Genomic DNA, 11,982 nt, shown 5'->3' with positions numbered 1-11,982 from the left:
TGCTAGACCAGGTCGGCGCGTGACCAAATGTTTCAAGTCAGTCGCTGCGCCACACTATGCCTATGGAGGGATTAACAAAAATCAATAATTATTGGGTCGACCATAAGTAAAGACTTATAGTTGGCCAATCAGCCTGCGGCGCGAGACCTAAAATAATGCGTAAGTCCTTGATGCGTATGACATTACGCCAGCTTCAGATCTTCAATGAAGTCTGTGATTTGCGCTCCTACAGTCGCGCCGCCGAAGAGATGTCCCTGACTCAGCCCGCCGTAAGCCTGCAGATCCGCCAGCTGGAAGAGCTGATCGGCCAGCCGCTGTTCGATTACGTCGGCAAGAAGCTGTACATGACCGAGGCCGCCGAAGCCCTGCAACGGGCCAGTCGCGACATTTTCGGACGCCTGGAAAACCTCGACATGCAGCTCTCGGACATGCAGGGATCGTTGCAGGGCCAGCTGAAACTGGCGGTGGAATCGAGCGCCAAATACTTCGTGCCGCACCTGTTCGCCGCCTTCAAGCGCCAGCACCCGGAGGTCAACCTGCAACTGACCGTGGTCAATCGCGGACAGGTGATCCGCCGTCTTTCGGACAACCGTGACGACCTGGTGATCATGTCCATGGTGCCGCAGGACATGGGTCTGGAGTTTCTGCCGTTCCTCAACAACCCGATCGTGGCCGTGGCGCCCCCCGAGCACCCGCTGTGCCATATGGGGCCGCTGCGCCTGCAGGACCTGGAGCCCTACAACCTGCTGGTGCGTGAACAGGGGTCGGGAACGCGGATGGCCTGCGAGGAATACTTCAAGGAGAAGCGCGTGCACTTCACCCAAACCCTGGAAGTGTCATCGGCCGAGGCCCAGCGCGAATGCGTGCGAGCGGGTCTGGGCGTGGCCTTGTTGACGCGCCACGCCCTGAACCTTGAGTTGGCGACGGGGGGGCTCATCGAGCTGCCCGTCGAAGAGCTGCCGTTGTACCGCAGCTGGTGCCTGGTGCAGGCCAAGGCCAAGCGCCTGTCACCGGTAGCACATGCGTTCCTGGGGTTTATCCGCAGCGAACGGGTGCAGATCAGCGTGCTGGTTGAGCGTTTCGACGGGAAGCTGTCGGTGCCGCCTGCCAGTAGTTGATGGCTTCAAGCTCCGGGTAATCGTTGATCTCCTGCTGCAGTTGACGCAACTCACAGCGGTGTTCGATCGCGCGGCGAAACTCCATGCGGCGCTGGTCTTCCTGCTGACGACGGGTCTTGACTACGCTGTTGCTCTCTTCGTAAGGCCGGGCCATTTCTAGTCTCCCAATGCGAGTACGGGAGTTTCACGATGGACGTCGGGCGTTACGGTTTGGCGGCGGGTCAGTGACAGAGAGATGAATGTTGCCCAGTGGTGGGCCGCGCTTGTGGCGCCCACCTCAGGCGGTGCAGCCAGACTCAGTCGTCCAGCGCTTTGACCGATTTGGGCGACAGGCGCAGGCTGCGCAAGCTGCGTTTGACGCTTTTCAGGTGGTTGACCAGGCTCGGCCCGCGGGCCATGGCCACGCCCATGGCCAGCACGTCGATCACCACCAGGTGAGCGATACGCGAGGTCAGCGGGGTGTAGATTTCGGTGTCTTCATGCACGTCGATCGCCAGGTTGACGGTCGACAGCTCGGCCAGAGGCGTCTGGCTCGGGCACAGGGTGATCAGCGAGGCGCCGCTTTCGCGCACCAGGTTGGCGGTGATCAGCAGGTCCTTGGAACGCCCGGACTGGGAAATGCAGATCGCCACATCGGTGGGCTTCAGGGTCACCGCCGACATCGCCTGCATATGCGGGTCGGAATACGCCGCCGCCGTCAGCAGCAGGCGAAAGAACTTGTGCTGGGCATCCGCCGCCACTGCGCCCGACGCGCCGAAGCCGTAGAACTCCACGCGCTGGGCCTGGGACATGGCGGTCACGGCCTTCTGCAACTCCACCGGGTCGAGCTTCTCGCGCACTTCCATCAGGGTGTGCAGGGTGGTGTCGAAGATTTTCAGGCTGTAGTCGGCGACGGAATCGTCTTCATGGATCGCGAACTGGCCGAAGCTGGCACCGGCGGCCAGGCTTTGCGCCAGCTTGAGTTTCAGGTCCTGGAAGCCCGAACAACCGATGGCGCGGCAGAAACGCACGATGGTCGGTTCGCTGATGCCGACGCTATGGGCCAGGTCGGCCATGGAGCTGTGCATCACAGCCGCAGGATCGAGCAACACATGATCGGCGACCTTGAGCTCCGACTTGCGCAAGAGATGGCGTGACTGGGCGATGTGCTGCAACAGATTCAAAGGGCTGGACTCATTGTTATTGGCAGGCGCCAGGGATGTAGCAGTTTTGTAGTTATACTACATGAATCCGTTTTTTGCCCGCGCAATGCGTAACTGAATCAGCTTTACGTCCCCTATTTTGGCTGGGTCCGCTGTATGTAGCTGCCAGGGCGGCCCGCGCCTGCGGCAGTGGCTACAAAGCGGCGTCGGCTCGGAGTAATGCCGCCAGGCCTTCCGCTTCGACGGGGCGACTGATCAGGTAACCCTGCACTTCGTCACACTGCTCGGCCTTGAGAAATGCCAGTTGCCCCGGATGCTCGACGCCCTCGGCCACCACCTTCAGCGACAGGCCGTGGGCCATGGCAATGATCGCCCGGGTAATCGCCGCATCCGCGCTGCCTTCCGTCAGACCACGGATAAACGCCTGATCGATCTTCACGTAGTCCACCGGGATCCGCTTGAGGTAACTCAGGGACGAATACCCGGTGCCAAAATCATCGATCGCCAGCTTCACCCCCAGGCCTCGCAGCTGCTGAAAGGTCGAGATGATGTGTTCGACGCTGTCGAGCAACTGGCTTTCGGTCAGCTCAAGCTCCAGGTATTGCGGCTCCAGGCCGGTTTCTTCCAGCACCTGGCGCACCAGGCTCACCAACTTGCCCTGGCGCAGCTGATACACCGACAGATTGACCGAGACCCGAATCGGCGCCAGCCCCTGGCGCTGCCATTCACACGCCTGCCAGCAGGCCTGGCGCAACACGAACTCGCCGATCGGCCCGATCAGCCCGGTTTCTTCGGCCAGGCCGATAAAGTCCCCCGGCGGCACCCGGCCCATGGTCGGGTGATCCCAGCGTACTAACGCCTCGGCGGCATTCAGATGGCCGCTGGCCAGGCACAGCTTGGGTTGATAGAAGACTTTCAGTTGCTGTTCGTCGATGGCCTTGCGCAGCTGGTTTTCCAATTGCAGGCGCTCCAGGGTGCTGGCCTGCAGACTCTCGGTGTAAAACTGGAAATTATTCCCCCCCAGGTGCTTGGCGTACTGCATGGCCATGTTCGACTGGCTGATCAGCGCGGAAATCTCCCGCGCACTATCGGGCAGCAGGCTGATGCCCATGGAGGCGCTGACCACCAGCTCGTGACCGTCCACGGTCAGCGGCAGGCGCAGCTTGCTCAGTAAACGGGTGGCGACTCGGGTCAGGCTCGACAGGCTGCCGTAGGCATCGAACAGCACCGCAAACTCATCGCCGGACAAGCGGGCGATGGTGTCGGCTTCCGGCAGCGCATTGATCAGGCGCCGGGCCATTTTCTGCAACAGCTGGTCGGCCACGTCATGCCCGAGGCTGTCATTGAGCAACTTGAAGCGGTCCAGGTTGATGTGAACCAGGGCCAGGCTGCGCCCGCCCTGGCGCACCCGCAGATGGGCGTCGCGCAGGCGCTCGCGAAACAGCGAGCGGTTGGCCAGGCCGGTAAGTTCGTCGTAGTGGGTCAGGTAGCGCATGCGCTCTTCGGACTCGCGCCGCGCCGACAGATCGGCGAAGAAGCCGACGATATGGCTGACCTGCCCGCGCTTGTCGCGGACCATGCTCAGTTGCAGCCACTGCGGGTACAGCTCGCCATTCTTGCGCGCCTCCACTAACTCGCCCTGCCAACTGCCGTGCTGCTCCAGGGCCTGGCGGATCGCCGGGTAGTGGCGACGCGCATCGCGGCTGCACGGCAGCTCCACGACATTGCGCCCGAGCATGTCTTCGATCTGATAGCCGGTGACGCGGCTGAATGCCTGGTTGATCGCGATCAATGCGTAATCCGGGTCGAGAATCACGATGCCTTCGCTGGCGGCCTCGAACACCGTGGCGGCCAGGTTGCGCTGCTCTTCCAGCTCCTTGCTGGTGCTGATGTCGCGCCGGGTACCGACCATGCGCGTCACCCGCCCGCTGGCGCTACGCTCCACCGCTCGGCCACGGTCCTCGATCCAGACCCAATGGCCGGCACCGTGGCGCACCCGGTATTCAACTTGATAATCCTCGCTGCGGCCCTTGAGGTGCTCCACCAGGGCGCGCCTGAGCAGCGGCAGGTCCTCGGGGTGCAGGCGGGGCTTGAGGTGGCTGAGCATCGCCGTGACGTAGTCGGGCTCCAGCCCGAACAGCTCCTTGACCTGGGTGTGGTGCACTTCGTCGGTCTGCAGGTTCCAGTCCCACAGCCCCAACTCACTGGCCTTGAGCGCCAGGGCCAGGCGCGCCTCGCTCTTGCTCAGGGCCTTGTTGGCCGCGTCCAGCTCCAGGCTGCGCTCGGCGACCCGGCCTTCAAGGCTGACCTGGGCTTCGCGCAGTTCATCTTCGGCGCGCCGGCGCTGTTCAATCTCGCGGGCCAGCTCGCTGTTGAGCTGCTCGCTGCGGCTTTGCGCCTGCTGCAGGTGCTCGATCAGCGCCTGATTCTGGAAACGCCGCAGCATGCCACGGTGGATCAGGCGATGAACCTGCCAGGCCACCACACTCAATGACACCAGCAGAATCAACCCCAGCCAGCCCCAGCCGCGCTGTTGCTGGTCGCCGCCCCAGAACAGATAGGCGATGGCCGGCAACAGGCAGGGCAAGGTAAAGGACAGGAAGGCCGGCAGGCTGACGGCATAGGAAACGCTGGCGGAGAGAATCGCTGCGCCGATCAGGCCGAAGACCCAGGCCTGCTGCAGGAAACTGTCGGCGGGCACCAGGGCGATAGCGGCGCAGGCCAGGGTCAGGCCACTGACCGCAGACCCCATCAGAAACATCCGCCGCCACACCGCGTGTGCCTGGCGGCTGGGCATGGCGGAATCGAACGCCGCCACCTGGATCACCCGCAGCGCCACCAGGGCCAGCAGCCAGACCATCCACACACTGACCAGCAAGTACCGCTCGGGGCTCCACAGCAACCAGGCGCAGACCAGACCGTTGAGCAACATGAAGAGTGTGGGCAGCAATGAGCCCTGATAAAGCAGACGCGTGCGCTCGACCGCCATCTCCATGGCGTAGTGCTGGCGGATAACCCGCGGCTCCACAAAAGGACCGCTCAGGTCGGTGCTGAGTGTCATAGGCAGTGTTCTTATAATGGTTGAGCCTGAAACGTCGCCGGAGCATACACAAGCAATAGCCCGTACCAAACTGCTCCAGATCATAAATCGCTAAAACAAATCCCCCGCCGGTACTGCATAAAACCGTACAGGCGAGCACTGCCAACGGCTGCAGCCTGTGACCGACCGGTCGTCATCCACGGTAGTTTTATCGGCTAAACCAACGCCGGGTTTGCCCGGTGTCGCCCGGCCCCCTAGAATGCCCCGATGCGCGATGACCTCTCCCTTCTGCTGAACTCCCTCAACGATGCCCAACGCCAGGCCGTAGCTGCCTCCGTGGGTCGTCAGTTGGTCCTGGCCGGTGCTGGATCCGGTAAAACCCGTGTGCTGGTGCACCGTATCGCCTGGTTGATCCAGGTCGAGAACGCCTCGCCACACTCCATCCTGTCGGTGACCTTCACCAACAAGGCGGCTGCCGAGATGCGCCATCGCATCGAGCAGTTGATGGGGATCAACCCGGCCGGCATGTGGGTCGGCACCTTCCACGGCCTGGCGCACCGCCTGTTGCGTGCCCATTGGCAGGAAGCGGGCTTGAGCCAGACCTTCCAGATCCTCGACAGCGACGACCAGCAACGCCTGGTCAAGCGCGTGATCCGCGACCTGGGGCTGGATGAACAGCGCTGGCCGGCGCGCCAGGCGCAATGGTTTATCAACGGCCAAAAAGACGAAGGCCTGCGTCCGCAACATATTCAAGCCAGCGGCGATCTGTTCCTGGCCACCATGCGCGGCATCTATGAAGCCTACGAGGCGGCCTGCCTGCGCGCCGGGGTCATCGACTTCTCCGAACTGCTGCTGCGCGCCCTGGACCTGTGGCGCGACCACCCGGGCTTGCTCGCGCACTACCAGAAGCGCTTCCGCCATGTGCTGGTGGATGAGTTCCAGGACACCAACGCCGTGCAGTACGCCTGGTTGCGCCTGCTGGCCAAGGGCGGTGACAGCCTGATGGTGGTGGGCGACGACGACCAGTCGATCTATGGCTGGCGCGGCGCGAAAATCGAGAACATTCACCAGTATTCCGAAGATTTCCCGGACGCCGAAACCATTCGCCTGGAGCAGAACTACCGCTCCACGGCCGGCATCCTCAAGGCCGCCAACGCCCTGATCGCCAACAACACCGGGCGCCTGGGCAAGGAGTTGTGGACCGACGGCGGCGAAGGCGAAGCCATCAACCTGTACGCCGCCTTCAACGAGCACGACGAAGCGCGCTACGTGGTGGAAACCATCGAAAGCGCGCTGAAAACCGGCCTGGCCCGCAGCGACATCGCCATTTTGTATCGCTCTAACGCCCAGTCCCGGGTGCTGGAAGAGGCCTTGCTGCGCGAACGCATCCCGTACCGCATCTACGGCGGCCAGCGCTTCTTCGAACGTGCTGAAATCAAGAACGCCATGGCCTACCTGCGCCTGCTCGAAGGCCGGGGCAACGATGCCGCGCTGGAGCGGGTGATCAACGTCCCGGCGCGTGGCATCGGCGAAAAGACCGTCGAAGCGATCCGCGAACACGCGCGCCACAGCGACGTGTCGATGTGGGAAGCCATGCGCCAGCTGGTGGCCAACAAGGGCCTGACCGGTCGCGCTGCCGGCGCCTTGGGCGGCTTTATCGAACTGATCGAGAACCTCGCGGCAAAAACCGCCGAGATGCCGCTGCACCTGATGACCCAGACGGTGATCGAGCAATCCGGGCTGATTGCCTACCACGAGGCGGAAAAAGGCGAAAAAGGCCAGGCCCGGGTAGAAAACCTTGAGGAACTGGTCAGCGCCGCACGCAACTTCGAAAACACCGAAGAAGACGAGGAGCTGACACCACTGGCTGCCTTCCTCGGCCATGCGTCCCTGGAAGCCGGCGACACCCAGGCCGACGAGCACGAGGACGGCATCCAACTGATGACCTTGCACAGCGCCAAGGGCCTGGAATTCCCCTACGTGTTCCTGGTGGGCATGGAAGAAGGCCTGTTCCCGCACAAGATGAGCCTGGAAGAGCCCGGGCGCCTTGAAGAAGAACGGCGTCTGGCCTACGTCGGCATCACCCGGGCGATGCAGAACCTGGTCATGACCTATGCCGAGACCCGCCGCCTGTACGGCAGCGAGACCTACAACAAGGTCTCGCGCTTCGTCCGCGAAGTGCCCAAGGGGCTGATCCAGGAAGTGCGCCTGTCCAACAGCGTCAGCCGTCCCTTTGGCGGTGGCCAGCAGCAGAGTTCCAGCAGCCTGTTTGGTGGCAGTGAGATCCCGGACACCGGCTTCAGCCTGGGCCAGGCTGTGCGCCACGCCGTGTTTGGCGACGGGGTGATCCTCAACTTCGAGGGCGCCGGGGCCCAGGCGCGGGTCCAGGTCAACTTCAGCGAAGGCAGCAAGTGGCTGATGCTGGGTTACGCCAAGCTGGAAGCCATCTGAGCCCAGCGGAAGGCGGTGCGCCGGTGCGAGCCGGCACCCGCTGACCACGGCTGGCGCGCTCGCCCTCAAGCGTCCTTATATAAGGAAGAGGAACATCCCCATGGGCACAGGCTTTTTTTCCTCCTGGACATTCTGGGCCCTGCTATCGGCGACATTCGCCGCGCTAACGGCGATCTTCGCCAAAATCGGTATCGAGAACGTCAATTCCGACTTCGCCACCCTGCTGCGAACCGTAGTGGTTCTGGTGAGCCTGGCCTTGATTTTGTACGCCACGGGCCAATATCAGTCACTGGGATCGATCTCGGGCAAAAGCTACCTGTTCCTGGTGCTGTCCGGCCTGGCCACCGGTGCTTCCTGGCTGTGCTACTTCCGCGCGCTGAAGCTGGGCCCGGCCTCGCTGGTCGCGCCGGTCGACAAACTCAGCGTGGTGTTGGTCGCCCTGTTGGGCGCCGCGCTGCTGGGGGAGAAGCTCGACCTGCGGCAATGGGGTGGAATCGGACTGATCACCGCAGGCGTGGTGATGCTGGCACTACGCCGCTAGGCACGGTTGCACTGAACCCACCCGTCGCCCGCCGGGTCCCAGATATACGTCCTCTTGCCCCGGCTGAAACTGAACCCAGCCTGTCAGGCAAAAGCCCGAAACATTATGCCGCTAGCCAGTGACACTTCACCTGTGCAACATGGCGCGCGTGCCATCCACAAATGGGAATTCCCTTTATGAAACGTTTTCTTAGCATCGCCATGGCGCTGTGCATCGGCCTGACGATGAGCCTCGACGCCAACGCCAAGCGCTTCGGTGGCGGCAAAAGCGCGGGCGCCGCGCCGTCGCACCAAACCAGCCAGATGGCGCCTTCCGCAGGTGCGGGTACTGCCGCAACCGCGGGCGCTGCCGGTGCCGCTGGCGCTGCTGCCAAAGCGGGCGGCGCTTCGCGCTGGCTCGGCCCTCTGGCCGGTATCGCCGCGGGCGGCCTGCTGGCCTCCATGTTCATGGGCGGTGGCTTCCAGGGCATGCAGATCTTCGACATCCTGATCCTCGCCGTCATCGCATTCGTGATCTTCCGCTTCATCGCCGCTCGTCGCCGCAAACAGCAGGAGCAGTTCGCTCCGGCTGGCCACGCGCCCATGCAGCGTGAAGCCTTCCAGCCACAGCAGCCTGCTCCAGGCTCGATCTTCGGTGGTGCTTCGGCTGCCGCCGCCCGTCCGGTGATCAATGCTCCGGCCTGGTTCAACGAAGAGCGCTTCATCGAAGCTGCGCGTAACCACTTCCAGTCCCTGCAGCAACACTGGGACGCGAATGAAATGGACAAGATCGCCGAGTTCGTGACCCCGCAAATGCTGCAGTTCCTGAAAAAAGAACGCGCAGACCTGGGTGATGGCTTCCAGTCGACCTACATCGACAACCTCAATGTCCAACTGGACGGCGTGGATGATCGTGCCGACAAGACCATTGCTACCCTGACCTTCACCGGCGTGTCGAAAACCTCGCGTTTCGACCAGGGCGAAATGTTCAGCGAAAGCTGGAACATGGAACGCGCTCCAGGCGACAACCAGCCTTGGCTGGTTGCAGGTATCCGCCAGAACGGCTGATCCCTTTCGCGGTCACACCAGTAATGCAGAACCCCGACTCAGGTCGGGGTTTTGCATTTCACGATTGCACTTATAGCGAGCTACTGTATAAAACCGCGTCATATAAACCGCGCCATAGAGCTAAGAGGACCCAGGCCGTGGAAGAAGTCATCGAGCAACTGCGTGAAGCAAACGAACCGGTACCCGTGCCCCTGGAGTTACCGGACGAAGACCAACTGGTGGAAGTCGAGGAACAGCTGTTCATCAACATCCCCTTCGTCTTCAAAGAGTTCCTGTTGACCGTGAGTGACGTGGTCTACGGCAGCCTGGAACCGGTGACTGTCACCGACCCGCAGTCCCACACCTATCTGCCGGAAGTAGCCGCTACTGCCTGGGACCTGGGTGTACCGCGCGAGTTGATCCCGATCTGCCAGGACGGCGAAGACTATTACTGTGTCGAGGAAGACGGCACCGTGGTGCTGTGGTCCGGCGAAGAAGAGCTGATCACCGAAGAATCCTGGGAATCGGTGTGGCACTGGGCACGAGACGTCTGGCTGGAAAGCTGAGTCGATCACCCGCACGCCTCATGGCCGGCAAGCGCGCACTTACAGAGGCATGCCCCCTGTAATGGCGCGCGTGACCGCGCCGTTGCCGTCCCTGGCAGCGGCGGGAGTGGGCGATCAATGCCCTGAACTTTCCTTGTGGTTATCCAGGGTTTCCAGCAGCGCAACCTGCATCCGCGTGTGCACCCGGATAAACCAGCGCCACAGCACCGCAGCCACCGCGGCCGCGACCACCGCGATCAGGACCAGCAGCTCGGCAGTCGGCAGAATGCTCGACGACAACGCCGCCAGCAGCAGAAAGATCACCAGCAACGACAAAATCGGAATCACCTCGGCGATCACTCGCCGCACCCTCTGCGTATGGCGCCCGGCCACTTCCGCCTTGACCCCCATCTCCGCCAGCAGCATCGACAGCGCCTTGAGCTTGCGATAGGCGGCGATCAGGAACGGCAGCGACAACAACAGCGCACCGCCCCAGATCAGCGCCTTCTGCCAGCTCGGATCGCTGATCCAGTCCTGCAGATAGCCGGCGATACGGGCCGCGAAGTAGCCGCCAGAGAAGAAGATCGCCACCACCAGCGCCAGGTTGACCCCCACCTGCATCAGGATCCGCCGGATCATCGACGCCAGCAATGCGCCCTCGCCTTGGGGCTGGATGCTGCGTAGCCATTCACCATACATGCCCAGCACCCGACCCAGGCGCTGCGGCATCACTTCGGCCAACTTCAGCGACAACGGGTCGGCGGCGCGAATCAGGTACGGAGTGAGCAAGGTGGTGATGGCCGATACCGCCACAGCCACCGGATAGAGGAAGTCGCTGGTGACCTGCAAGGTCATGCCCAGGGCGGCGATGATGAATGAGAACTCACCGATCTGGGACAGGCCCATGCCGACCCGCAGCGACGTGCGCCCATCGTTGCCGGCGATAAAGGCACCCAGCCCACAGGACAACATCTTGCCCAGGACCACCGCGACCGTGATCACCACGATCGGCCAGGCGTACTGCAGGAGAATCTGCGGATCGATCATCAAGCCAATGGCGACAAAGAAGATGGCACTGAACATGTCGCGAACGGGTTCAATCAGCCGTTCAATTTTCAGGAGCTCGCGGGACTCGGCGATGATCGCGCCAATCAGAAAAGCCCCCAGTACCATGCTGTATTCCAGCTTGACCACCAGCAGGCAAAAGCCGAAACACAGGCCGAGCACGGTGATCAACAGCATTTCGTTGCTTTCAAAGCGGGCCACGTAGGCCAGCAGGCGCGGCACCAGCAGAATGCCGATCACCAGCGCCACGATCATGAACAGCGAGAGCTTGCCGACGGTGGAAAACACTTCGCCGGAGTCGACCGTGCCGCTGACCGCGATGCTTGAAAGCAAGGCGATGATGCCGATGCCGAGGATGTCTTCGACAATCAACACACCGAAGATCAGCTGCGCAAAGCGCTGGTTCTTCATCTTCAGGTCATTGAGGGCCTTGACGATGATGGTGGTCGAGGAAATGGCCAGGATCGCACCGAGGAACAGTGAATCCATGGTGCTCCAGTCGAACCAGCGACCGATTTCGTAGCCGATCCAGATCATCAGCACGATTTCCAGAAAGGCCGCGATAAAGGCCGTGGCACCGACCTTGAACAGCTTGCGCAGGCTGAACTCCAGGCCCAGGCAGAACATCAGGAAAATCACCCCCAGTTCGGCCAGGGTCTTGATGGTCTGCTCGTCATGGATCAGGCCAAAAGGTGGGGTGTGCGGCCCGATAATGAAGCCGGCGACGATATAGCCCAGCACCACCGGTTGTTTGAGCCGGTGAAAAACAATGGTCACCACGCCCGCGACCAGCATGATCACTGCCAGGTCCTGAATAAAGCTGATGGCATGCATGGCGTGGGGCTCCTTGTGGGGTAGGCAAATACGCTCACTCGGCCGCCGAGCATCCGAATGCTCTGATAAGGCCAAGTAAAAATCTGAAAACTTGAGAGAAAAAGCCCTGGGAAAGGGCCTTTCGCAGGTTACCACCGCGACTTCGAGCAAAAAGGCGGTGCAATATAAGGAAACAGATCGATCGGCGCGTGACGGCGAGCGGCGGCCCGGCGTCCCGTTAT

The 11,982-nt window shown here is 62.1% G+C and carries 9 protein-coding genes; 5 read left to right on the top strand and 4 right to left on the bottom strand.

The features are described from left to right. Positions 1–155 precede the first annotated feature (155 nt). Positions 156–1,118, top strand: coding sequence for a LysR family transcriptional regulator (locus tag MF4836_RS11165; RefSeq protein WP_078470384.1), 963 nt, complete (start codon positions 156–158; stop codon positions 1,116–1,118). Here MF4836_RS11165 and MF4836_RS11160 read toward each other — a convergent pair. The 3 genes from MF4836_RS11160 to MF4836_RS11150 all read right to left on the bottom strand — a co-directional run bounded on the left by MF4836_RS11160 (position 1,060) and on the right by MF4836_RS11150 (position 5,321). Beyond that, positions 1,060–1,272 (bottom strand): PA3496 family putative envelope integrity protein, encoded by a 213-nt coding sequence (locus tag MF4836_RS11160; protein ID WP_078470383.1) that lies wholly within the window; start codon positions 1,270–1,272, stop codon positions 1,060–1,062. The two genes, MF4836_RS11165 and MF4836_RS11160, sit on opposite strands and share 59 nt — an antisense overlap. Positions 1,273–1,414: 142 nt before the next feature. After that, positions 1,415–2,281: a transcriptional regulator HexR gene (gene hexR, locus MF4836_RS11155; protein ID WP_003177007.1), complete on the bottom strand. Its 867-nt coding sequence runs from the start codon at positions 2,279–2,281 to the stop codon at positions 1,415–1,417. A gap of 172 nt (positions 2,282–2,453) precedes the next feature. Then, positions 2,454–5,321 (bottom strand): GGDEF domain-containing phosphodiesterase, encoded by a 2,868-nt coding sequence (locus MF4836_RS11150; protein WP_078470382.1) that lies wholly within the window; start codon positions 5,319–5,321, stop codon positions 2,454–2,456. 246 nt (positions 5,322–5,567) lie between these two features. On the opposite strand from MF4836_RS11150, the gene uvrD reads away from it, so the two are divergent. The 4 genes from uvrD to MF4836_RS11130 all read left to right on the top strand — a co-directional run bounded on the left by uvrD (position 5,568) and on the right by MF4836_RS11130 (position 9,883). Beyond that, positions 5,568–7,751 (top strand): DNA helicase II, encoded by a 2,184-nt coding sequence (gene uvrD / locus MF4836_RS11145; protein ID WP_078470381.1) that lies wholly within the window; start codon positions 5,568–5,570, stop codon positions 7,749–7,751. 100 nt (positions 7,752–7,851) lie between these two features. Next, positions 7,852–8,292, top strand: coding sequence for an EamA family transporter (locus tag MF4836_RS11140; RefSeq protein WP_078470380.1), 441 nt, complete (start codon positions 7,852–7,854; stop codon positions 8,290–8,292). A gap of 176 nt (positions 8,293–8,468) precedes the next feature. Further along, entirely contained in the window at positions 8,469–9,338 is an 870-nt protein-coding gene (locus tag MF4836_RS11135; protein ID WP_078470379.1) for a Tim44 domain-containing protein, read from the top strand. A gap of 137 nt (positions 9,339–9,475) precedes the next feature. Next, on the top strand, positions 9,476–9,883 hold the full coding sequence (locus MF4836_RS11130) for an SMI1/KNR4 family protein (RefSeq protein ID WP_020294877.1): 408 nt from the start codon (positions 9,476–9,478) through the stop codon (positions 9,881–9,883). Between the two features lie 114 nt (positions 9,884–9,997). On the opposite strand, the gene MF4836_RS11125 is transcribed toward MF4836_RS11130, so the two are convergent. Continuing rightward, a complete protein-coding gene (locus MF4836_RS11125) occupies positions 9,998–11,761 on the bottom strand; it encodes a cation:proton antiporter (RefSeq protein ID WP_078470378.1) in 1,764 nt (587 codons plus the stop codon). Between the last annotated feature and the right edge of the window lie 221 nt (positions 11,762–11,982).

The sequence above is a fragment of the Pseudomonas sp. MF4836 genome (genome assembly GCF_002018875.1).
In the GTDB taxonomy this organism is placed as follows: Bacteria; Pseudomonadota; Gammaproteobacteria; order Pseudomonadales; family Pseudomonadaceae; genus Aquipseudomonas.
The sequence above is the reverse complement of the archived record's forward strand: the minus strand, read 5'-3'. Positions and strand labels throughout refer to the sequence as shown.

What these genes read in the sequence shown, in the direction of transcription:
- MF4836_RS11160 (WP_078470383.1), bottom strand. Translation starts at nt 1,272, where the DNA reads ATGGCCCGGCCTTACGAAGAGAGCAACAGCGTAGTCAAGACCCGTCGT.
- MF4836_RS11140 (WP_078470380.1), top strand. Translation starts at nt 7,852, where the DNA reads ATGGGCACAGGCTTTTTTTCCTCCTGGACATTCTGGGCCCTGCTATCG.
- MF4836_RS11135 (WP_078470379.1), top strand. Translation starts at nt 8,469, where the DNA reads ATGAAACGTTTTCTTAGCATCGCCATGGCGCTGTGCATCGGCCTGACG.
- MF4836_RS11165 (WP_078470384.1), top strand. Translation starts at nt 156, where the DNA reads ATGCGTAAGTCCTTGATGCGTATGACATTACGCCAGCTTCAGATCTTC.
- MF4836_RS11125 (WP_078470378.1), bottom strand. Translation starts at nt 11,761, where the DNA reads ATGCATGCCATCAGCTTTATTCAGGACCTGGCAGTGATCATGCTGGTC.
- uvrD (WP_078470381.1), top strand. Translation starts at nt 5,568, where the DNA reads ATGCGCGATGACCTCTCCCTTCTGCTGAACTCCCTCAACGATGCCCAA.
- MF4836_RS11150 (WP_078470382.1), bottom strand. Translation starts at nt 5,321, where the DNA reads ATGACACTCAGCACCGACCTGAGCGGTCCTTTTGTGGAGCCGCGGGTT.